Origin of the sequence: Streptomyces sp. NPDC085866, assembly GCF_044541035.1 — a bacterium.
Classification (GTDB): Bacteria; Actinomycetota; Actinomycetes; order Streptomycetales; family Streptomycetaceae; genus Streptomyces.
Genome location: NZ_JBITSQ010000033.1, coordinates 18,495 through 40,761, shown reverse-complemented (window position 1 = coordinate 40,761; position 22,267 = coordinate 18,495). Strand labels below are relative to the sequence as shown.

Here is a 22,267-nt window from a genome sequence, read left to right as displayed (position 1 = left end):
TACGAGGAGGGGGCACCCGGTGTGATCAGAATCGATCCGCCGCAGTCCCCTCCCCGTCCGAGCTTGCCGCGGCATCACTGCGACAGCACTCCGGGCCGGGCGGGCGGGGTGCCGGCCACGGCCGCGTCGTACAGACGCCGGATGTCGGATCCGAAGTACGGGCTGTAGGAGATGTCGGCGGTAGGCCCACCCGTCTTCCAGCCGCCTACGCTCCCGACCACATCGCCCCTCCCGGTGTGCGTGTTGAAGTTCGCCAGGAACGGGCCGCCACTGGTGCCCGACCGGTAGTCGTCGCAGGCGATCCGCAGGTACGAGCCGGGCGTGCCGTCGGTCGGCGTGAACTTCCTCGTGGAGTTGGTGCAGGTCAGAGGTTGCGGGTCCGTGCCCGGATAGCCGATCAGCCTGACTCGGGGAAACGCGTAACCGCGCCCGGTGACAAGGGCGTTGCCGCCCACGACGTCCTGCACCCGCTTGCCGTCGCTGCGCGCTCCGAGCCGTGCGAACGCCACGTCCCACGGCGCGCCCTTCGTGTGCCCGCGGTCGTAGTAGCGCTTGTCGATCCAGACCTGGCTGCGCCCTCTGGAGTCGGTGTCGACCGGGAAGATCCCATGCGGTCGCGGCCTGGCCGCAGTCCACTGCGGCACGAACGCCAAGGAACCGGTCCCGGCCCTGGCGTCCAGGCAATGGCCCGCGGTCAGCACGATGTTGTGGTGCGCGCTGTTGATCACACTCGCGGTGCAGAAGTAGGAGCCGCTGCCCCTCTGCACATACATCCGCCCGATCATCGGCAGCCCACCGAAGTGCGAGCTCCCCGGGCCGACCCCGGCGCGCTGTGACTGGGACCTTCCCGTGTTCGGCGACGTGGCATCCGCCGACGCCGGGCGCCCGTCGTCCGGAAGCGGCTTCGCCTCGGCCATGCGCTTGTCGGTCCAGAACCGCTGCGCCGCCGCGGCGGTCCAGCGGGGCGCCGCCGCCTGCGCGGAAGGCGACGGGTCCGCGGCACTGGCCGTGCCTACGACACCCGACGTCGAGACCAGGAAGGCGATCGCTCCGGCGGCTCCGCGTAAAACTATATGGCTCTTCATTCGGTGCACTCCCTCAGTGGGCGATCGGACAGGAGGAGCCGACGATAGGGGGCCGCCACCCAAGAGTCGAACCATTTACCTTTACTGTCCCTTCACCTCGAAGCGGAATTCTTCACCAGAAGGTTTCAATATAAATCTTTTCACCGAAGAGGAATCCGATCCCCCACTTCGACGACTTCGACCCGGCGCCCCAATGGCGCTCTGACCTGCCATAAAGGGGATCGACAGCGTACATTCGGCTGAAATTTTATGAATCACCTATTCCGCTTTTCATCCCCTTAGTGCATCCGGATCCACGAAATCCACACGCGGAGGCCGGCTCGAAGTATTTACCTTGACGCACGATCGGATCTGGGTTTCGATGACGACCGACCGCATGGTCACACGGGGAAATTCAGTCTTATCAGGGGGATTCTCATGCACGCTTCGCGTACCAAATTCCTGGCGCTGGCCACCGCGTCGGCGTTAGGTGCTCTGCTCGCCGTCACCGTGACGCCGGCGGCCGAGGCCAACGACGGACAGCGAGCCACCACCACCGACGCCGCGCTCCTCGCGCACGCCAAGAAGGTCGCACCACTGAACGCCGTCGCCAACGCCCTCGGCGAGCAGGGCCGTGGGGCGTTCGCCGACACCTACAGCGACCTGCACGTCGACGAGAACGGCGGCTCCGTCACCCTCCTCGCCACCGACAGCACCCGGGCCGCGAAGCTGATCGCCGCCGCCAAGCACGCCCACCCGGCGATCAACACCGCGCTGATACGCGTACAGCACGCCGATTTCAGCAGGAAGGTGCTGGACCGGGAGATCGACAAGATATTCCCGCTGGGCGCCGTCAAGGACGCCTCGAAGGCGGTGTACTACGGCGCGCTGCCCAAGGCCGACGGCTCCGGCATCACCGTCGAGGTCAAGCCGAGCGCACTGCGGCAAGTCAGGGCTGCTCAGGGCGCCCGGCTGGACGGCATCCCCGTCACCTACGTGCCCGGCAAGGTCAAGACGGCGGCCTCCTGGCGCTGGAACGACACCCGTCCGCAGATCGGCGGCGACGTCCTCATCGGCAACTCCCGCAAGTCCGGCTATGTCTCGCAGTGCACCGCCGGCATCGCCGCCGAGAACTCGCACGGACGCGACTACCTCATCACCGCCGCCCACTGCTTCCCCAACGGCTCGGGTGTCTACGGCGAGGGCGGCCGGACCCCCGGCCACTGGACCTACTCCAAGGGCAAGTACTTCGGCAAGGTCACCAGCACCAAGGACGGGTGGGACGCCCAGGCCATCGACAGCGGCCTGTACAACGGCAAGGGCTTCAACTCGGACGAGGCCGACAAGCCCTCCGGCAAGTGGTACGCCGTCAACAACTACGCCTACTCCTACAACGGACAGAACGTCTGCCAGGACGGCGCCCGCTCGTACTACAACGGCAAGGGTGTCCCCTGCAACATCGAGACCGTCAGTGACGACTACCGGTACTCCATCAAGTGGGAGGACGGTTCCACCCACAACGTGCGGGGTGTCCACGGCCACGGGTCCTACACCTGCACCCAGGGCGACTCCGGTGGCCTCGTCTTCACGATCAACGACAGCCGCCGCCGCCAGGCGCGCGGAATCGTCTCCGCCAACAACGGTACGCAGGAGCTGTACTGGACGGAGGCCCCTGACATCCTCCGCAACTTCGGCCTGAAGCTGAACCCTCACCAGTAACCCGGCACCGCCGCGAGGGGCACCACGGAGCTACCACCCGGAGCCCGTGGTGCCCCTCGCGCGTGCGTACGGCTTCCCGTGCGGACCGCCCACGACCGCCCGGTCGAATTCATCGGCCGCAAGGCCCCAACCGGACGGGGGAGTTGTTCGTGATACCGGGTGAGGGGATCGGAGGGAATGTGGCCGAATGGTCGAGCCTGCTGTCCGAGCTGGCGCAGGAGCGCGGCGCGGAGCTGAACCGGTACGGCTTCCTGCTGTGCGGCGATCGCGCGGAGGCCGCCGACCTGGTTCAGGAGGCACTGGTACGGGTCTTCTCCCGGCCCCGCCGTGCGTGGGAACTGGGGGAGGCGGAGGCATACGTGCGTCGCACGATGCTCAACCGCTACCTGGACCTGCACCGGCGCCGAACCCGTTGGATCCGCGCCCTTCCACGGCTCGTGTCGTCGGAGCCGGTCGCCGACCACAGCACGGACGTCCTGCACCGGGTCGACCTCATGGATGCCATGCACGGACTGTCGCCGAGGCAGCGGGCGTGCGTGGTGCTCCGTTACTACGAGGACATGTCCACCGCGGGCATCGCGGCGCAGCTCGGCTGCGGTGAGGGGACGGTCAAGCGTCATCTGAGCGACGCGCTGGCCAGGCTGGGCGCCCAGTTGCGGCCACCCACCCAGCACGTCGCGGAGGAAAGGCTGGAGACATGAAGCCCGAGGACGTGCGCGAACAGTTGCTGGCCGCAGCGCAGCACACACCGATGCCGGAGATCGACACCGAGCGGGTCCGGACCCGGGTGCGCCGGCGCAGAGCCGCCCGGTACACCGCCGTGGCCGGGGCGGGCTTGGCCGTGGCCGCCGCGGTGGTGCTGAACACGCTGCCGTCCGCCTCGACACCGGAGATCAAGGCACCGGCGGACGCGGTACACCGGCAGCCCCCGGCGACGAGCGGCGAAGCTCCAGGGCTCCCTCATTACACCTGCGGCGCGAGAGTCCCGGCGAGTTCCGACCGGGGAGCCGTGACCGTGCGCGTCTCCAGTGTGCGCAAGGCTCCGGACGGATCCCCGCGGGTCAGCTACACGGTGACCGCGACCGCCCCCGCTGTCCTGTCCGGTGAGCCGCGGATCCTCGTCCTGAAGGACGGCCGGGTCGTGGCCGGTCAGGATCCCTCCGGACCGGCATCCGAGAACACCGCGCACCAGGCGACCATCACCCCCGACCGTCCGCACCGCGCCCGGCTCGCGCCCGTGCCGGGCCGTCCCTGCGCGGGAGCCAACTGGAGCTCGGTGTGGAGGGGCGGCTACGAAGTGGCCGTCGTCCTCGCCGCCCAGCGCGCCGGGACCCCCGGCGCCCAGGCCCCCGATGCATCGATCGTCGCCCGTGCCCCCCTGGCCGGATGAATGCTCCTCACCACTCTCGACACCTCACCACCTCACGACCTCACGACCTCACGGAGGAACCCATGCGCCGCGCCCTGCTGCCCGCCGTCCCCGTCCTGCTGCTCGCCCTCGCCGGATGCGGGGGGAATTCCGACGCGGTGACCGGTCATCCGGCCCACCCCGCCCCGACCACCACGACCCCGCCGCTGAAACAACAGGACCGCTCCCTGCCCTGCGACAGCACCATCGCACCTCCAGTCCGCGTCAGCGGCCCCGCTGAATCCATGCAGCTGAACGTCACGTCCCTGCGGCGCCAAGGCTCCACGCTGCGGACCACCTACAAGATCACCTCCCACGACCGGACAGAGGCACTCAGCCTGCCGATCGTCGATGTCCCGCCCACGGCCCTCCTGCTCAAGCACGGCGTCATCGCCGGCCGTCAGAAGCCCGCCGCCGACACTGGTCCGGTCAACGGGTCGGCCCTCCTGTACCCCGTCGGTAAGCGCCCCTACGTCAAGACCCTGGCGCTCGACAGCCTCTGCCCCGGCACCACATGGTCCGACGTGGACAGGCACCCCGGCGACTACCAGGTCGTCGTCGTCATGTCGGTCCAGACGGATGGACCGCCCTCCGACAAGCAGCCGGCAGACGGTGTACAGAAGTTGCCGCTCCTCGAAGCCACCCGCGACATCTCCACGAAGAGCCAGTGAACACAGGAGGGGGCGCCCGGTGACACCGGGCGCCCCCTCCTCCTATGACGCGGTCTACTCCCCGAGCAGGGCCCGCACCCGCTCCTGCCCCACCGCCAGCAGCAGCGTGGGCAGCCGAGGCCCGGTGTCCCGGCCCACCAGCAGGTGGTAGAGCAGCGCGAAGAACGACCGCTGAGCCGTCTTGATCTCCGCCGGCAGCTCCTTGGGCGTGGCGTCGGCCGAGAACCCGGCCTGCACCTTGGGCACGCCGTACACCAGGTGGGTCAGCCCGTCGAGCGACCAGTGCTCGGCGAGCCCGTCGAGCAGCAGCCGTACCGACTGCTGGGACGCCTCGTCGAGGGACTTCAGCAGCTCGGCGTCCGGCTCGTCCCGGACGATCGTGCGCTGGTCGGCGGGGACGTGGGTGTTGATCCACGCCTCGGCCCTGTCGTACCGCGGCCGCGCCTCGTCCAGCGAGGACAGCGGCTGCTCCGGGTCCAGCTCGGAGAGGATCCGCAGCGCCTGGTCCTCGTGCCCGGCGGTGATGTCGGCGACGGAGGCGAGCGTGCGGTACGGCAGCGGACGCGGCGTCTTCACCAGCTCACCGGCGGCCGTACCCACGGCCCGCGTGTACGCGGCGACATCGGCCGGCAGCGCGGACCCGTCCGCGACCTTGCCCGCCAGCTTGTCCCACTCGTCGTAGAGCCGCTGGATCTCCTGGTCGAAGGCGATCTTGAAGGACTGGTTGGGCCGGCGGCGGGCGTACAGCCAGCGCAGGAGCTGCGGCTCCATGATCTTCAGAGCGTCCGCGGGGGTGGGCACGCCACCCCGCGAGGACGACATCTTCGCCATGCCGGAGATGCCGACGAACGCGTACATCGGACCGATGGGCTGCTTGCCGCCGAAGATCCCGACGATCTGGCCGCCCACCTGGAACGAGGACCCCGGAGACGAGTGGTCGACACCGCTCGGCTCGAAGACGACACCCTCGAAGGCCCACCGCATCGGCCAGTCGACCTTCCAGACCAGCTTGCCGCGGTTGAACTCGCTCAGCCGGACGGTCTCGGAGAACCCGCAGGCCGTGCAGGTGTACGCCAGCTCGGTGCTCTCGTCGTCGTACGAGGTGACGGTCGTCAGGTCCTTCTCGCAGTTGCCGCAGTACGGCTTGTACGGGAAGTACCCGGCGGAGCCGGAGCTGCCGTCGTCCTCGGACGCGGCGCCCGAGCCCTCCTCGGCCTCCAGCTCGGCCTCGTCGACGGCCTTCTGCTGCTTCTTGGCAGGAGCCTTCTTCGTCCGGTACTGGGCGAGGATCGCGTCGATGTCGCCGCGGTGCTTCATGGCGTGCAGGATCTGCTCGCGGTAGACACCGGAGGTGTACTGCGCGGTCTGGCTGATGCCGTCGAACTCGACGCCCAGCTCGGCGAGCGACTCGATCATCGCGGCCTTGAAGTGCTCGGCCCAGTTCGGGTGGGCGGAGCCCTTCGGGGCCGGGACGGAGGTCAGCGGCTTGCCGATGTGCTCGGCCCACGACTCGTCGACCCCCGCGACGCCCGCCGGCACCTTCCGGTACCGGTCGTAGTCGTCCCAGGAGATCAGGTGGCGGACCTGGTGCCCGCGGCGGCGGACCTCGTCGGCGACCAGGTGCGGGGTCATGACCTCGCGCAGGTTGCCCAGGTGGATCGGACCGGACGGGGAGAGACCGGACGCGACGACCACAGGTTTGCCCGGGGCCCGACGCTCCGACTCCTCGATGACCTCATCCGCGAAACGGGAGACCCAGTCGGTGGTCTCGGTGCTCTGAGCCACGATCGGCACGTCCTTCTTTCTGAACGGGGTGACACCCCATTCTCACAGACGGGCTTGCGTCGGCGAAAACGGCTTTACCTCCCATGGGATACTGGCTGGGTCTATCCATCCCCACGAGGAGAACGGCACCCATTCCTATGGCCTCGGTCACGTCCCTCAGCGATTCCGTCCAGCAGCAGCTCGCGTCCGCCCTCTCGGCTTCCCTGCCGGAGGCCGCCGGCGCGGACCCGCTGCTGCGACGTAGCGACCGGGCCGACTTCCAGGCCAACGGGATCCTGGCGCTCGCCAAGAAGGCGAAGGCGAACCCGCGGGAGCTGGCCACGCAGGTCGTCTCCCAGGTTGTCGCCGGTGACGTGATCAAGGAGATCGAGGTCTCCGGCCCCGGCTTCCTGAACATCACGATCACGGACCGGGCGATCACCGAGAACCTGGCCGCGCGGTACACGGACGAGACGGGCCGCCTCGGCGTGCCGCTCGCCGCGCAGCCGGGCACGACGGTGATCGACTACGCGCAGCCGAACGTGGCGAAGGAGATGCACGTCGGCCACCTGCGGTCGGCGGTCATCGGCGACTCGGTCGTCCAGCTCCTGGAGTTCACCGGCGAGAACGTGGTCCGGCGGCACCACATCGGCGACTGGGGCACCCAGTTCGGCATGCTCATCCAGTACCTGGACGAGCACCCGCACGAGCTGGACCACAAGAGCGCCGAGGTGACCGGCGAGGAGGCGATGTCGAACCTCGACCGCCTCTACAAGGCCGCGCGGAAGAAGTTCGACGCCGACGAGGAGTTCAAGACCCGTGCCCGGCGCCGGGTGGTGGACCTCCAGGCGGGCGACCCGAAGACCCTCGCCATGTGGCAGAAGTTCGTGGACGAGTCGAAGATCTACTTCTTCTCCGTCTTCGAGAAGCTGGACATGGAGATCCAGGACCCCGACATCGTCGGCGAGTCCGGCTACAACGACATGCTGGCCGAGACCTGCAGCCTGCTCGAAGAGTCCGGCGTGGCGGTCCGCTCCGAGGGCGCCCTCTGTGTCTTCTTCGACGACATCAAGGGCCCGGACGGCAACCTGGTCCCGCTGATCGTCCAGAAGTCCGACGGCGGCTACGGCTACGCGGCCACCGACCTCTCGGCGATCCGCGACCGCGTCTTCAACCTCAAGGCGAACACCCTCCTGTACGTGGTGGACGCCCGCCAGGCCCTGCACTTCAGGATGGTCTTCGAGACCGCCCGCCGGGCCGGCTGGCTCAACGACGACGTCACGGCGTTCCAGCTGGCCTTCGGTACGGTCCTCGGCAAGGACGGCAAGCCGTTCAAGACGCGTGAGGGCGAGACGGTCCGCCTGGTCGACCTCCTCGACGAGGCGATCGACCGCGCCTCGGCCGTGGTCCGGGAGAAGGCCCAGGACCTGTCCGAGGAGGAGATCGCCGAGCGGGGCGCCCAGGTGGGCATCGGCGCGGTGAAGTACGCGGACCTGTCGACCTCGGCCAACCGGGACTACAAGTTCGACCTGGACCAGATGGTCTCGCTGAACGGCGACACGTCCGTCTACCTCCAGTACGCGTACGCCCGTATCCAGTCCATCCTCCGCAAGGCCGGCGAGGTCCGCCCGGCGGCCCACCCGGAGCTGGCTCTGGCCGACGCCGAGCGCGCCCTCGGCCTGCACGCCGACTCCTTCGCGGAGACGGTGGCCGAGGCCGCGAAGGAGTACGCCCCGCACAAGCTGGCCGCGTACCTGTACCAGCTGGCGTCCCTGTACACGACCTTCTACGACAAGTGCCCGGTCCTGAAGGCCGAGACGCCGGAGCAGGTGGAGAACCGCCTCTTCCTGTGCGACGTCACGGCCCGCACGCTGCAGCAGGGCATGGCGCTGCTGGGGATCAGGACGCCTGAGAAGCTCTGACCGGTTCGTGAGCCCGCCTCCGGGGTCGGCACCCCCGGAGGTGGCCTCTACGCGATGTGCTCGTCCTGCAGTTCCGCCGTGTGGCGGTTGATGAAGCGGTTGACCATGCGAGCGGCCTGGTCAGGCGGGAGCGTGATGCCGTACGTCGCCTTCACACCGTCCCTGAACCGGTCGAAGGTGGGGTAGCTGCCGTCAATCGACTGCCTGAAGACCAGGTAGTAGTCCTCCTCGGACCGCTGGGGCTCCTCCGTGGACAGCAACACGGCGAACCTCTCGATCTCGGCGTCGATGTCCTCGCGGCGCCGGGCGAGAATTTCCAGCTCGCGCCTGCGTTCCTCGACCGTGCGTTTGGCCTCGCGCATCACCTGGGCCCTGAGCTCCTCGCCCGCCCGGATAAGCGTGGCCTTCTTCTCCTCGGCCTCACTGAGCAGCGCCTCGGCCTTCTTGACGGCGTTGATGCGCACCTTGCTGGCCTCGCGAAAGGCCTCCGAGACCTGGTTCTTTGCCTCCGCCTGCGCCTTGGCGAGCAGTTCCTCGGCCTCCTCCCTGTTCCGCTCCGCCCGCTGGAAGAGTTCCCACGCCCGCTTCAGAATCCGCCCCGACACCGAGTGGCTGTGCCCCAGTTGTGTGATGGCCAGGATGTTTCCGCCGGGCTCTGTAGCCGCGTGGTCGGCGAGGAGGGTGCTCAGGGTCTCGTAGACGGCCGCTGCGTCCGCCGGGCGGTCATCCGGGCGTTTGGCGAGGAGGTTCAGGATGAGGTCGTTCAGGGGGGCCGGGAGGCCGCCCTCGACCCGCGACGCAGGTGGCTCCGGGGCGACCTCGATCTGCTTGCGGAGCACCGCCCACTGGGTGCTCCCCGTGAACGGCGGCCGACCCGTCACCACGTGATACAGGAAACACCCCAGCGAATACAGGTCACTGCGGTGGTCGATCGTCTTGTCGCCCTCGACCTGTTCCGGGGACATGTACGACGGTGAGCCCACCGGTGTGCCTGTGACGGTCAGGTCGCGTGCCCCGATGGTCTCTCCCATGAATTTCGCGACCCCGAAGTCGAGAACCTTCACCACGCCGTCCGGCGTGAGCAGCGCGTTGGCAGGCTTGATGTCCCGGTGGACCACGCCGTGGCGGTGCGCGGCATGCAGCGCCTCCGCTATCTGCGCGGCCCAGCCCACGGCGAGCGGCCAGTCCGGCGTCGATTTCTTGAGCCGCTGGTGGAGGGGCACTCCCTCCACCAGCTCCATGACGAGGAACAGGGTGGGACGCCCGTCGACCGACGCCTCGCCCCAGTCGTGCATGGTCACGATGTTCCGGTGGGTCAGCCGCCCGGCCAGCTGCACCTCACGCTGGAACCGGGCCTGCGTCTCCGCTTCGTCCATCCCGTGCTGCGGATGCACGACTTTCACCGCGACATCCCGCCGCATCCGCTCGTCCTCGGCGGCCCACACCCGGCCCATCCCGCCGGACCCCAGCAGCCCGGTGATCCGGAACCGCCCGGCAAGCACCTCGTTCAGCACCGGTTCTCTCTCCCGACGGCAATCTGTCCCGGAACTCCCTTATGAGTATCCCGCCTTCAGTAGCCCAACGAGTCCCCCGAGCTTCCGTACGACCCGCCCGCGGACCTCCGCAGCCGCCGCTCCTCCTCCTCGACGCGGCGGACGACGTCGCCGATGCCGGTGGCCTCCTCCAGTCCGCCGGCGCCGAGTTGGGCGGCCAGGGTGGTGAAGTAGTAGGCAGTGGTGCGGAGATACTCGTCCACGTCGATGCCCATGGAGGCGGCGGATCTCGGAGGTATGCGGCTGACGCCGTCCAGGATGCGGTTGACCTGGCTCGTGATCTCGTCCCGCACGTCCGGTGTGAGCGCCACCGCCCGCCCGACCTGGGCGACGATCGAGTGGCAGGAGCGCGCGAGCTGCATGAGCAGCCGGTCGTCGCGGTTGAGGGAGGACGTCCCGGACGCACCGGGGCTGAAGTTGCCCGACGCGATCCGCGCCTCCACGCGCTGCGGCTCGAAGCACCGCAGGTCGATGGCGCGGGTCGCGCCGAGCGCCGCCCGGAAGCAGGGGTGGACCTGGAACTCGGTCTCGTGCGGCTGGACCGGCAGACCGTCGTCCCCGGCGTACACCACACCGCTGCCACGCCGCACCCCGAGGAAGCCGACGCCGTACAGCACGTCGACGACTCCGGAGAGCGTGAGCACGTCGGCGTACGCGGGGAACTCGTGGTGGAGCGTGGGGGCAGCGGCCTCGAAGCGGTGGGCGAGGCCGGCGCGGGTGACGACGTACCCCGTGTTCTGGAAGAGCGGGAAGAGGTTGCGCAGGAAGGGATGCGCGACCAGGTACTCCGAGGCCAGGTCCTTGAGCTTCCACTCGGAGAACTGCCGGCCGGCCTGCTCCACGTCCGCCTCGGTGATCCGGTCCCGCTCCTGCCCAAGCCAGGCCTTCTCCACACAAGCGTTGAGGAACTGGATGGCATCGCGGGGGCGTGGCAGGCACCGCCCGAAAAGGTATGCCGTGATCTCCTCCCCGCCCACCGTCTGCGGGAACAGCTCCTTCCACAGTTGCTCCCCGCTCAGCCCCGGCCCGGCGGAGGCCTGTGCCCGGGCCAGCGCGAGATCCCGCAGCGCCTGTTCCGTCCAGGCGATCCTCAGTTCGTCGCCGTGGAACTTGTCGCCTTCCCCGAAGGAAAGGGAGTCATAGATGTCCGCACGCAGGAACAGCAGGAACCGCACGGAACGCCCGTAGAGGCTCGCCGCGTACTTCGCCGCGAGCAGCAGCCCGATCACCATGGAGTTGCTGTCCGGCTCGGCCGACCACACCTGTTCCAGCTGGTCGACCATGAGCAACAGTGGAGGGTGTACGACACCGTCGCACCCCAGGTCGGCGAAAGCCCGCGCGACCCCTTGCTCGACGACCTCCAACTGCCGTGCGGCCCGGGCCCCTTCGGACGGCGACTGGGCGAGATTCACACTCGCCTTGGCCCCGAACGCCTCCAGGGACAGAGAACCCTGCAATCCGCGCGCGCCCTGCGCCAGGCGCTCCACCAGTCGGCCGCCGCCGTCCGGTCCCTCGCCGTTCTGCTTGAGGAACCGCCCGAGGGCTTTCACCGAGTCGGGTTTCTTGCCGTGTGCGTCCTTGGCGTGCGTCACCAGGTGCCGGGCCGCGTGTACGGCGAACACGTACCGCCAGATCAGCGCCTTGGCCGAGTCACCCGGCAGCCCCTGCAACTCGAACCGCCGGATCTCCTCGCCCGCGGCCTCGTCGGGAGTGACGAGCACCTTGCCGCCGCCGTGCCCGGCGTTCGACATCAACCACATGCAGATGGCGCTCTTCCCGGACCCCTTGCGGCCGATGATCAGCATCTTGCGCCCACTGAGCGCAGCCCTGTAGGCGGGGTTCGGCAGAAACCCGCCGCGCAGCAACAGCCCTTCGGTCACATCCCGTTCGGCGTCCTCGCGTCCGAAGTGCACGCGCGCGAGTAACGGTTCGTTGTCCACCCGGTCCCCCCAAGGCGTCGTTCCTCAGGGACACCGTACCGAGCCAGGCCCGGCCGGCAGAGGGCGAACCCACACCGCACGAGTTCTCAGCACAGGCGGGCAACAGGCTCTGGTGAGACGCCTGCCCCGCTAGCCCGCGTCAGGCTCGCTGTAGGGCTCCCACTGGCCGACGCCGACGGCGTTGTACCAGTAGGCCTTGTCGCCGCGCATGCCCACCGTGCGGAACGGTTTTCCGTGGTCGTCGATCCGGGCCGTGCCCTGCTGGTCTCCGCTGCTCCAGGTCAGTTCGAGGTACCAGCCGACGTCCTGGGCGGCGGTGCTCGCGTCGATGTTCAGCACTTCCGGGTCGTCGACGGACACCTTGTACGGGAAGTTCGTCGCGCGCGTCTCGATGTTGCCCTCGTGGCCGGGTACCGGCTTCGCGTTCGGCGCCGGTGCGTCGAGGTCGACGGCGAACGAGGCGGGCGCCAGGTCTCCGCCGCAGCCGCTGCCCATCATGTAGGCGTTCCCCTTCGGTGCCGCGCGGGTGCTGGTGGTGCGGACGCGGAGCGCGTGCAGCACGACGGGCCGGCTGCTGCTGCCCTGCACGGTGACCTGGAGCCGCAGGTGCCCGGCCGGTGCGGCGCCCTGGGAGGCCGCCCAGCCATCGGTGGCCTGACCGGCCGGCGGCGGAGCCACCCGGTCCGGCGGGCGCTGGAGGAGGAACCACTGGTCGCAGGGGCTGTCCCAGTTGTTCGTCAGGACGTTCACGTGGAACGGCGGTGCGGTGTCGCCGGCTGTGCCGCCGCTCTCCGAAGGCTTGCCGGCTTCCGTCGGCGTCCCGGGCGAGCGACTGGCATCGGCTGATGAGGACGGCGATGTGGTGGACGCCGGGGCGAACGTCCCGGCCGTTGCACGGTCGGACGCGGTCGCCGCGTCACGTGCGGCACCGGACTGCCCGGCCGCACGCGCCGCGGTCCTCTCCCCGCTGTCGGAGGCCGATCCGAACTGCATGGCCGCAGCGGCCACGGCAGCCGTGACGGCGACTGCGCTCACGACGGCAGCGGCCACGACGGCGGACCGCCGCCTGCGGGGCCGTACGGCCGGGGCTGCGGTCGATGGCGGTTCGGCCGACGCCTCCGATGTGGCCGGTACGTCGGCGACTACGGCGACGTCGGAGGCACCGGCCGGTTCGACTTCGGCGGAGTCCTCGGCGTGATCAGCGACCACCTCGGCCTCGTGAGTGCCGGGCGTCTCGGTCGCCCGTCGGCGAGCGGCGTCCGCCAGGATCCAGTGGCGGTGCAGCTCCACCAACTCGTCCCGAGTGGCCCCGCACACGCGGGCGAGCCGCTCCAGCGGGGCGTAGTCGTTCGGCACCGTCGTGCCGTTGCAGTAGCGGTGCACCGTGGACGTGCTGATGTGGAGTCGCTTGCCGAGCGCGCCGTAGCTGCGGCCGGAACGCTCCTTCAGCGCGAGCAGCAGCTTCGCCAGTTCCTGGGACTCGTCCGCCATCGTCTCTCCCCAACGTCCCAGAACGGCGTTCCAGGCCCCGACGTATCCCCAGTTCAGACGGCGTGGAACCGTTTCAGGGTTCCCAACTCCCCGTGGAATCTAGCGGGTGAGACGGATCGCACCGCACGGTTCAGGTCACCGGCCGGTTCACCCGATCCGGCCCCGACCGAACCAACCAACGGGAGAAGCACCACATGTCCGTCCAGCGCTTCCTGGTCTCCGCGGCCACCCTGGCCCTCGGCTCCTTCGCCCTCGTCGCCTGCGACCCCGGCTCCGCCACGGGTTCCGCCCCCACCGGCACGGCCGCGACCGCGTCGGCTCCGGCGCACGCCACCGCCTCGTCCACCGCCGAGCCGTCCCGCGCCGCCACCGGAACAGCGGCGGAGGGCAACGGCTCGGCCAAGTCCACGGCCACGCCCACGGCCGCCAAGCAGACCGGCACGCACAGCTCGGGCACGGCGTCCGGTGGCGGCGGCACCCGAGCCGGGATGTGCCGTGCCGGCCAGCTGACGGTCACCGCCGCCCCGGTCTCACGGCCCTTGAACCACCTGCTGATCACCGCCAAGAACACCAGCGGCGCCCGCTGCGACCTCGGCATCATCGGCCTCGTCACCTTCGACGGCCACGTCCGGGCAACCACCCCCGGTGGCATCGGCGGCGGTCCCAACATCCTGCGTCCCGGACAGTCGAACTACGAGGGCGTCGCACTCGACCAGCAGGACGCCCCGGGGCAGGGCAGCGACACCTCGTACCTGACCGTGAAGCTGGACAGCGGCGACACCCTCCGCATCCCGGTGAAGGCACACGTTCACGCCCCGCGGATCTCGGTCTGGCAGCCTTCCGCGGCCGACGCGCTGTCCGCCGCGTAAGGACACGGCCGCGTCCGGGTGCCGGCCGTGTCACGGTCGGCACCCAGGGCGTCCGCCCGCCTGCCCTGCTCGATCGACTCGATCGTCTGCTAGGAGAGCAATGAGCAGCACAGCACCCCAGTGGTTCAAGTCGAGCTACAGCGGCAACGAAGGCGCCGCCTGCCTCGAAGCAGCCGTCTCCTCCACCACCATCCACATCCGCGACTCGAAGCAGAACCCCTCCGATGCCCCAACCCTCCGGATCGCCCCGGCCACTTGGGCTTCCTTCACGGAGTTCGCCTCGCGCTAGCGTTGTCAGTGCCGCCCCTTACAGTCACTGACATGGCGACTCTTCCCAACCCGCTGCCCAAGTTGACGACGGACCCGAGTGGTCGGTCCCTCGGGCTCCAGCTGCCGCCCGGCAGGCTGATCGACGCGACGGACGAAGGCCCCTGGCACGAGCCGCTGTTGTGGCATGCGAAGAAGGCGGCCGCGCCCGGCACCTGGAAGGCGTTGGGCGCACCGGCCGCGCGTGCCGGGCTCCTTCCCGTGCTGGTGGATGTGCAGGACGGGCAGGGCGGGCCGGTGAACTGGGGGTTGGCGCCGGACGAGGTGTCGTACCCGGGCGATCACGACGCCGAGGACGTCCTCGCGGAGTACTGGGAGGACTGCGAGGAGGAACTGGCGGAGGAGGCCGAGCCGTTCGGGATCGAGTGGCCCGGTCTTGCGCCCGCCCTCTCCCCCACCGCTGATCCGGACACCCGTGCCGCCCAGGTCGCGGACTCGTTGACGGACGGCACCCGGGCGTGGCTGAAGGACCCGCACCTCGCCCTCGTTCCCGCCCGGCGGTCCGCGGACGTCCCGGCGGCGATCGGCTGGTCGGGACCGCTGAACTACGAGGACGACGTGGCCCGGCTGTGCACCGTCCTCCGTTCCTGGGAGGACCGCTTCGGCATACGGGTGGTGGCGCTCACCTTCGACACGCTGACCGTGTCGGTCGCCGCGCCGCCGACCACCCTGGCCGAGGCCGAGGCGGTGGCGGCGGAACACTTCGCGTTCTGCCCGGACAACATCACGCAGAACGGCCCGGACGCCCTGCGCGCGTACGCCAAGGGGCTGATCGGTGAGCCGGCCTGGTCCTTCTGGTGGGACTGACGTCCTCCTGCGGCACTCAGCCCCGCAGCCCCCTGCCCAGCCGCCTCAGGCCCTCCGCGATCTCCTCCGGTGTCTGCGTGACGAAGCACAGGCGGAGGGTGGAGGGGTCGGGGGCGGTGGCGTAGAAGGGGGCGCCGGGGACGTAGGCCACGTCCTGCTTGACCACGTCCGGGAGAAGGGCCGTGGTGTCGTACGACTCCGGGAGGCGGACCCACAGGAACATGCCGCCCTCGGGCCGGCTCCAGGTGGAGCCCTCGGGGAGGGCGTCGGGGAGGCCGGCCAGCATGGCGTCCCGGCGTTCGCCGTAGACGGCGCGGACGCGGGCCACGTGGGCCTCCAGGACGTGCAGGTAGCGGGCCGCGGCCAGCTGGTTGAGGGTCGCCGTGTGCACGTCCGCCGCCTGCTTGGCCACCGTGCACGCGCGCCGGAGTTCCGCGGGGGCGCGGAGCCAGCCGAGGCGCAGGCCGGGGGCCATGACCTTGGAGAAGGAGCCGAGCAGGACGACACGGTCCTCGGCGCCGGGGCAGGCGGCGATCCAGGGCGGGCGGGTTCCGTCGTAGCGGAGTTCGCCGTAGGGGTCGTCCTCGATGATCCACAGCCCCTGGCGGGCCGCCACGGCGGCGACGGCCTCGCGGCGCGGGGTCGGCATCGTACGGCCGGTGGGGTTCTGGAAGGTGGGGACCAGGTAGAGCAGCTTCGGGCGCTCGCGCCGCACCGCCTCCTCCAGCGCCGCCGGATCGACCCCGTCCTCGTCCCCGGGCACGGCCACCACCCGTGCCCCCGCCAGCCCGAAGACCTGAAGTGCCGCCAGATAACAGGGGCTTTCGACCAGCACCGTGTCGCCGGGCTCGATCAGCGCCGTCGCCAGCAGGGACAGGGCCTGCTGGGAGCCGGTGGTGATGAGCAGGTCGTCGGGGGCGGTGGGCAGGCCGAACGCCGTTATACGGTCCGCCAGACCGGACCGGAGGGCCGGCTCGCCCTCCGTGGTGGCGTACTGGAGCGCCTGCGCGGGCGTCTCCGCCAGCACGTCCCGGAACGCCGCCGCTATGCCGTCACGGTCGAACACTTCCGGGGCCGGGAGACCGCCCGCGAAGTTGATCACCTCGGGGCGGGCGGTGACGGCCAGGATGTCCCGGATGGGCGAACCGGCCACGCTGCGGGCTCGGGCCGCAAGCGGCGGAACGGGGGCGCGGGGCGGTGCGGGTTCGGCGACGGGCATGGTCGGCTCTCCTTCGGCTCCGGGAACTGCCTCTCCGCGCGCAGCCTAGGGACTACATGCCCTCTACACCCGTAATTCCGCGATCCGGACATCCGGCAACACCGATCGCCGGCCTAGAACTTGGTGGTGCCCTCCTTGACCCACCCCGAGCCGCCCAGCGGGAACTCGTAGGCGGGACGCCCGCTGTTGCCGCTCGTGCGGAACAGCCGGCCGTGGTTGTCGATCTGCAGCACGCCGTGGCGGGAGCCGCTGGACCAGGCCAGCGCCAGGGACCAGCTCACGTCGTACGCCGAGGCCTCGGCCGTGACGTGGAACACCTCGGGGTCCGACTCGCTGACCTTGAACGGGAAGTCCCGGTGTCCTGCCTCGGGCTGGACGGTGGGGCGTGCGGAGTCGAGCGCGGCGGTGAAGGAGCGGGTCGGGACGTTTCCGCCGCAGCCGACGCCCGGGTAGGCCATGACGTAGTCGTTCCATGCGAGCGGTGTGCGCTTGGTGATCGTATGAACCGTCAGGCTCTTCACCACCACGGTCTCCTTGCCGGTGCCCTGCACGGTGAGCGTGACCTCCTGCTTCCCCGAGGAGACGGCACCGTGTGCGGCCACCCAGGCGGTCGCGGCCTCCTCGGTCGGCGGCGGGGCCACCTCCGTCGGAGGCCGGTTGATCAAGTAGCGCCCGTCGCAGGGGCTGTCCCAGGTGTACGCGCTGGTCGCCACCGTCAGCGGAGCGGCGTCGGAGGCACCGTCGCCGGACTCGGCCTCGTCCTTGCCGTCCGTCTTCGGTTCGCCCTCGGCCGACGCGGAGGGTGACCCGGAAGGTGACGCGGAGACGGAGGCGGAGGCGGACGGCGAGGTGCGGGTGTGCGGTGCCGTCGAGGTGTGCCCGTCCGCCGCGTGACCCGGCGTCGAGGCCGCAGCGAGGGGACTGCCGTCCCCGGCGTCCGAACCGCCCGGGGTCAGGTTCACGGTCAGCATGACGGCACCGAGCACAGCCGCGACGGCGATCCCGGCGACGACGACGGTACGGGCACGACGACGAGTGGTCGGGGCAGGCGCGTCCGGAGACTCGGCAACCGGCTCGGTCGGCCGCTCCGGCCTGGTCGGCCGCTCCGGCTCAGCCAGCGACTCCGGCTCAGCCAGCGACTCCGGCTCAGTCGGCGACTCCGACCCGGGCCCGGGCATGTTCCCCGCCGGCTCCGACTCGGGCGCCTCCGCCTTGCCCCGGCCCCGCATCGCGTCCGCCACCACCCACCGCCGGTGCAGCTCGACCAGTTCGTCCGGCGAGGCCTTGCAGAGGCGGGCCAGGCGTTCCACGGGGGCGTAGTCGGTCGGTACGGCGTCCCCGTTGCAGTACCGGTGGAGCGTCGACGTACTCATGTGGAGCCGTTTGGCCAGGACTCCGTAGCTGAGCCCCGACCGGTCCTTCAACTCTCTTAACAGCTCGGCGAAAGCGGCGCCAGAAGTGCTGTCCGGCACTGTTCCTCCCTCTCCCCGTGTCCCGTTCCCACGTTCCAGGGAAGGGGTATCTCCGCAGCTCAGAGCCTATGTGGGCATTCCAGCGTCCCTGATCCTCCGCCGGTTGTGGCAGGCGGGACGGACCGCCCCACAAGCTGTGGCCATCCAAGCACGCCACCACTCGGACGAGAGAAGAGACCAGCCATGCGCACCCGCCGTACCCACCTGCTCGCGGTCACCGGAGTCGCCCTCGCCGCGCTCGCCCTCACGGCGTGCGGCGGCGGCACGGGGACGAGGGACGAAGGTGCCGCGAAGACCTCATCGACGGCGACCACGGGCGGCAAGGGCACCGCCGTGCCGGCCTCCGGCAAGTCGACGGGTTCGGGCTCCACTTCGGGCTCGCCCGGCTCCGCCAAGGGCTCCTCGACGTCGTCGGGCTCGGGATCCGCCGGTTCCTCGGGCTCGTCGTCCTCGGGCTCGTCGTCCTCCGGCTCGGGCGGCTCCTCGGACCCGACCGACCCGAAGAACCGCGTCCTGTGCAACGGTTCCAACACCAAGGTCACCGCGCAGCCGGTGTCCCGACCGCTCAACCACATGCTCATCACGGTTAAGAACACCGGCTCGAAGTACTGCGACCTGACCTACTTCCCGGTCCTGCGCTTCGACGAGATGCAGTGGGTGCCCCAGGCCGACGAGCAGACCCACCCGCAGGCCGTGACGACCCTCGCGCCCGGCGAGTCCGGGTACGCGGCCGTCCTGCTCTCCGCCGCCGACGGAAGCGGTGAGGGCGGCATGACGGGCCACAAGCTGACCGTCGGCTTCCAGGGGAAGACCCCCAACAGCAGCGGTGGCGCCTCCGCGACTCCGGCGCTGCCGGCGAAGGGCGTGTACTACGACAGCTCGCTGAAGGTCACGTACTGGCAGCAGAACCTGGACGACATCGCCGGCTGGTGAACCGTCGAGGCCGCCCGGGCAACGGCCCGGGCGGCCTCGGTGTGCGGACGCCGGACGACGGACGGCGACTCGCAGGGCGTTACGCGAACGCCGGGGCTTCCTTCGGGTTCGGGCCGTACTTGTTCGCGCCCGCCTGGCTGTCCGAGCAGTAGAAGACCAGCAGGACGATGGAGCCGATCAGCGGGATCATCCCGATGAAGATCCACCAGCCGGAGCGGCCCGTGTCGTGCAGCCGACGCACCGTCACGCCCAGGGCCGGCAGCAGGAAGACCACGGCGATGCCCACGATGTAGGGCGCGTGGGCCACGGCGCCGACGGTGGCCAGCGCGACGTAGATGATCCACGCGAACAGCATGAACAGCCAGTACTCCTTGCGGCGCGCACGCCCGCCGAATACCGCGTACTTCTTCAGCGCCTCGATGAACCAGCTCATGGCAACCCCCCAGGGATCGACGTTCGGACCCTCCGGAACGGATCAGGCCAGGCGCAGAGATTAGGGGTTTGGCGCGTGCGCGTCATTCGCGTCGGGGTGCGTCCGGAACATCACATTCGGGACAGGTCGGCCCATGATCGCCGACCGTTCCCCGCACGGCCGCCGGACATTACCGAAACCGAGTTCGTTCCGTTTCCGAACAGCGGCCGCACCGAGACTGGCCCGCCGCCCTTTCGGAACCGGAACGATCTCGAACCGTGTCCGTCAGCGCAGCTTCTGCGCCACTTCGGTCGCCCAGTAGGTGAGGATGTTCCGCGCTCCGGCCCGCTTGATGCCGGTCAGGGTCTCGAAGATGGCCCGGTCGCGGTCCACCCAGCCCTTCTCGGCGGCGGCCTCGACCATCGAGTACTCGCCGGAGATCTGGTAGGCGGCGACCGGGACGTCCACGCTGTCGGCGACCCGCGCCAGGATGTCGAGGTAGGGACCGGCCGGCTTGACCATCACCATGTCGGCGCCCTCGGCCAGGTCCAGCTCCAGCTCCCGCAGGGACTCGCGCCAGTTGGCGGGGTCCTGCTGGTACGTCTTGCGGTCGCCCTGCAGCGAGGAGGCGACCGCCTCGCGGAAGGGGCCGTAGAAGGCGGAGGAGTACTTGGCGGTGTAGGCGAGGATCGCGACGTCCTCGCGGCCGATCTGGTCCAGGGCGTCGCGGACGACCCCGATCTGACCGTCCATCATTCCGCTGGGGCCGACCACATGGGCGCCGGCGTCGGCCTGCACCTGGGCCATCTCGGCGTACCGCTCCAGGGTGGCGTCGTTGTCGACCCGCCCCTGCGCGTCGAGGACACCGCAGTGCCCGTGGTCGGTGGTCTCGTCCAGGCACAGGTCGGACATGACGAGCAGGTCGTCGCCGACCTCGGCGCGCACATCGCGGAGGGCGACCTGGAGGATCCCGTCCGGATCGGTCCCCGGAGTCCCGAACGCGTCCTTCTTGCTCTCCTCCGGCACGCCGAACAGCATGATCCCGGAGATCCCGGCCTCCACCGCCTCGACGGCCGCCTTCTTCAGGCTGTCGCGGGTGTGCTGGACGACGCCGGGCATGGCCGCGATCGGCACGGGCTCGCTGACGCCCTCACGGACGAAGGCAGGGAGGATGAAATCGGCCGGGTGCAGCCGGGTCTCGGCGACCATACGGCGCATGACGGGGGTGGTGCGCAGCCGCCGGGGACGCGTACCGGGGAAGGATCCGTACTTCGTCATGGCTCCTACGCTACGCCCGCCCCAGGTGGGCCTTTGCCGACGCGGCGTCGGCGGCGGCGCCCGCCCTCAACGCAGCTGCAGCACGCCCCGGACGCCGGCGTGGTCGGACGGCCACAGACCTGAAGGAGTGCGGTCGGCCGCTGCCTCACCGGACCGGTCCGCCGCGAGCGCCCTGAACGGGCCGCGGAAGAACACGTAGTCGAGGCGCAGGGTCAGCTCACCGGACCGCAGGTCGGGGGTCCGGCAGCAGGTGGGACCGAGGGCGCCGGGGTGCCGGGCGTTCCACACGTCGGTGAAGGCGGCGCCGCCGCGGGCGACCGGGTCGGTGAGGCGGTGATAAGTGGCGCTGTCGGGAGTCGTGTTGAGGTCACCCAGCAGCACGCTCGGCCGCGCGCGGTCCGCCAGCGGGCCGGCGAGGAGTTCTTCGGCCTGCGCCTGCCGGACAGCCGCGTCGAGATTCTCCAGGTGCGTGCTGACCACACGGAAGGTCCGGCCGTGCAGAGTGACGTCGGCGTCGACCCAGCCGCGCAGGAGAGGCACGGAGCCGAGCACCTGGCTGTTGAGCACCAGGTTCCGCCGGAACCGCTCGCCTCGCGTGCCACCGACGGAGAAGACGTTCGCGGGCAGATCGGTGCGGACCAGCAACGCGTCACGGTCCGTGAGACGGATGTCGCGCACCTGGCCGTCGACGGTCCCGGGCGCCTCGTAGTCGCCGTCGCTCACCACGACCGCGGCGCGATAGTGCAGGCCCCGGTCGGCCAGCTTGCCGAGCAGGGTCGCGAGGAAGTCGTACTCGACGTGCGTGGCGGGAGCGGATTCGTGGGGCCCGCTGCGCCACAGAGCCGCCTCCTGCAGGCCCACCACGTGGGGATCGAGGCCCGCGATCTCGTCGGCCAGGGCCTCGGCCCGCTCGGGGAAGTCGGTGCGCCGCACGTTCTCGAACGCCGCGCCGACCGCGCCGAGAAGGTGGGCCTGGTCCGCCTGGAACACCGGCGCGAGGTCCGCTCCCCAGTAGAGATTGCGGGTCATGGCCCTGAGCGTGGCGGGCGGCTGGGCGGCGGAGACCGCGTTCGGTGCCCCCGGTCCCGCGAGGGCGAACACGGACAGGACCGCGGCGAGGGCGGCGAACAGGGGCCGGTGCCGGAACCGGCGGGGCGGCAGCGTGCCACCCGAGAACGTGCGGAACATGACGAGCGGGCCCTTCGGACGGCGCAGCCCGGGAGGTGCCAGGGCGCAGGAGCATCACAACCTGTCCTCAGGTGATCACGGCACGCCGTCCACGACCACCGGGGATGGCCCGTCCGGTACGCCGGGCGCGCAGGCGCCGTGACCGCGTCCGCCGACGGCGGCATACAGATTCTTTGCGGTCTCCTGGCCGTCTCTGGAGCCACACGCCTTCCCAGCGTTCTACGCGCGTG

The 22,267-nt window shown here is 70.2% G+C and carries 19 protein-coding genes; 9 read left to right on the top strand and 10 right to left on the bottom strand.

The genetic code is table 11. The annotated features are described in order from the left end of the window. Nucleotides 1-74 precede the first annotated feature (74 nt). Entirely contained in the window at nt 75-1,085 is a 1,011-nt protein-coding gene (locus ACIF83_RS45345) for a trypsin-like serine peptidase (protein WP_399736467.1), read from the bottom strand. 417 nt (nt 1,086-1,502) lie between these two features. Between ACIF83_RS45345 and ACIF83_RS45340 the strand changes: the two genes are divergently transcribed. From ACIF83_RS45340 to ACIF83_RS45325, 4 genes are all read left to right on the top strand, one after another. After that, nucleotides 1,503-2,783: a hypothetical protein gene (locus tag ACIF83_RS45340; RefSeq protein ID WP_393467120.1), complete on the top strand. Its 1,281-nt coding sequence runs from the start codon at nt 1,503-1,505 to the stop codon at nt 2,781-2,783. Between the two features lie 179 nt (nt 2,784-2,962). Then, complete coding sequence (locus ACIF83_RS45335) at nt 2,963-3,484, top strand: SigE family RNA polymerase sigma factor (protein WP_393467118.1); 522 nt, start codon at nt 2,963-2,965, stop codon at nt 3,482-3,484. Continuing rightward, nucleotides 3,481-4,173 (top strand): hypothetical protein, encoded by a 693-nt coding sequence (locus ACIF83_RS45330; RefSeq protein ID WP_399736463.1) that lies wholly within the window; start codon nt 3,481-3,483, stop codon nt 4,171-4,173. Before ACIF83_RS45335 ends, ACIF83_RS45330 begins: the two co-directional genes overlap by 4 nt. Before the next feature lie 62 nt (nt 4,174-4,235). After that, nucleotides 4,236-4,862, top strand: a complete 627-nt coding sequence (locus ACIF83_RS45325) for a hypothetical protein (protein ID WP_399736460.1) — start codon at nt 4,236-4,238, stop codon at nt 4,860-4,862. Nucleotides 4,863-4,916: 54 nt separating this feature from the next. On the opposite strand, the gene lysS is transcribed toward ACIF83_RS45325, so the two are convergent. Next, nucleotides 4,917-6,656 (bottom strand): lysine--tRNA ligase, encoded by a 1,740-nt coding sequence (gene lysS, locus ACIF83_RS45320; RefSeq protein ID WP_393467111.1) that lies wholly within the window; start codon nt 6,654-6,656, stop codon nt 4,917-4,919. 128 nt (nt 6,657-6,784) lie between these two features. Between lysS and argS the strand changes: the two genes are divergently transcribed. Continuing rightward, a complete protein-coding gene (gene argS, locus ACIF83_RS45315; RefSeq protein WP_399736457.1) occupies nt 6,785-8,548 on the top strand; it encodes an arginine--tRNA ligase in 1,764 nt (587 codons plus the stop codon). A 47-nt stretch (nt 8,549-8,595) separates the two neighbouring features. Here argS and ACIF83_RS45310 read toward each other — a convergent pair whose 3' ends face one another. The 3 genes from ACIF83_RS45310 to ACIF83_RS45300 all read right to left on the bottom strand — a co-directional run bounded on the left by ACIF83_RS45310 (nt 8,596) and on the right by ACIF83_RS45300 (nt 13,532). Continuing rightward, nucleotides 8,596-10,062: a protein kinase gene (locus ACIF83_RS45310; protein WP_399736454.1), complete on the bottom strand. Its 1,467-nt coding sequence runs from the start codon at nt 10,060-10,062 to the stop codon at nt 8,596-8,598. 56 nt (nt 10,063-10,118) lie between these two features. Continuing rightward, a complete protein-coding gene (locus tag ACIF83_RS45305; RefSeq protein WP_399736451.1) occupies nt 10,119-12,014 on the bottom strand; it encodes a P-loop ATPase, Sll1717 family in 1,896 nt (631 codons plus the stop codon). A gap of 156 nt (nt 12,015-12,170) precedes the next feature. Continuing rightward, the gene (locus tag ACIF83_RS45300) at nt 12,171-13,532 is read right to left on the bottom strand and encodes a helix-turn-helix domain-containing protein (RefSeq protein ID WP_399736448.1); all 1,362 of its coding nucleotides are present in this window, start codon (nt 13,530-13,532) and stop codon (nt 12,171-12,173) included. A 194-nt stretch (nt 13,533-13,726) separates the two neighbouring features. Here ACIF83_RS45300 and ACIF83_RS45295 point away from each other — a divergent pair, with 194 nt between their 5' ends. From ACIF83_RS45295 to ACIF83_RS45285, 3 genes are all read left to right on the top strand, one after another. Beyond that, complete coding sequence (locus tag ACIF83_RS45295; protein ID WP_393467097.1) at nt 13,727-14,401, top strand: hypothetical protein; 675 nt, start codon at nt 13,727-13,729, stop codon at nt 14,399-14,401. Nucleotides 14,402-14,501: 100 nt separating this feature from the next. Next, nucleotides 14,502-14,690, top strand: a complete 189-nt coding sequence (locus ACIF83_RS45290) for a DUF397 domain-containing protein (RefSeq protein ID WP_399736443.1) — start codon at nt 14,502-14,504, stop codon at nt 14,688-14,690. A 32-nt stretch (nt 14,691-14,722) separates the two neighbouring features. Beyond that, nucleotides 14,723-15,535 carry a DUF4253 domain-containing protein gene (locus ACIF83_RS45285; protein ID WP_399736441.1) on the top strand — a complete coding sequence of 271 codons (813 nt, stop codon included), beginning with the start codon at nt 14,723-14,725 and terminating at the stop codon, nt 15,533-15,535. A gap of 16 nt (nt 15,536-15,551) precedes the next feature. Here the strand turns inward: ACIF83_RS45285 and ACIF83_RS45280 are convergent, their stop codons facing one another. Then, nucleotides 15,552-16,754 (bottom strand): PLP-dependent aminotransferase family protein, encoded by a 1,203-nt coding sequence (locus ACIF83_RS45280; protein WP_399736438.1) that lies wholly within the window; start codon nt 16,752-16,754, stop codon nt 15,552-15,554. Nucleotides 16,755-16,867: 113 nt separating this feature from the next. After that, nucleotides 16,868-18,226, bottom strand: a complete 1,359-nt coding sequence (locus ACIF83_RS45275) for a helix-turn-helix domain-containing protein (RefSeq protein ID WP_399736435.1) — start codon at nt 18,224-18,226, stop codon at nt 16,868-16,870. A 183-nt stretch (nt 18,227-18,409) separates the two neighbouring features. Here ACIF83_RS45275 and ACIF83_RS45270 point away from each other — a divergent pair, with 183 nt between their 5' ends. After that, nucleotides 18,410-19,159 carry a DUF4232 domain-containing protein gene (locus tag ACIF83_RS45270; RefSeq protein ID WP_399736432.1) on the top strand — a complete coding sequence of 250 codons (750 nt, stop codon included), beginning with the start codon at nt 18,410-18,412 and terminating at the stop codon, nt 19,157-19,159. A 79-nt stretch (nt 19,160-19,238) separates the two neighbouring features. On the opposite strand, the gene ACIF83_RS45265 is transcribed toward ACIF83_RS45270, so the two are convergent. The 3 genes from ACIF83_RS45265 to ACIF83_RS45255 form a co-directional block, all read right to left on the bottom strand. Further along, on the bottom strand, nt 19,239-19,592 hold the full coding sequence (locus tag ACIF83_RS45265; RefSeq protein WP_393467079.1) for a DUF805 domain-containing protein: 354 nt from the start codon (nt 19,590-19,592) through the stop codon (nt 19,239-19,241). 264 nt (nt 19,593-19,856) lie between these two features. Then, complete coding sequence (gene hemB / locus ACIF83_RS45260) at nt 19,857-20,849, bottom strand: porphobilinogen synthase (RefSeq protein ID WP_393467076.1); 993 nt, start codon at nt 20,847-20,849, stop codon at nt 19,857-19,859. 66 nt (nt 20,850-20,915) lie between these two features. Then, complete coding sequence (locus ACIF83_RS45255; RefSeq protein ID WP_399736428.1) at nt 20,916-22,037, bottom strand: endonuclease/exonuclease/phosphatase family protein; 1,122 nt, start codon at nt 22,035-22,037, stop codon at nt 20,916-20,918. Nucleotides 22,038-22,267 lie beyond the last annotated feature (230 nt).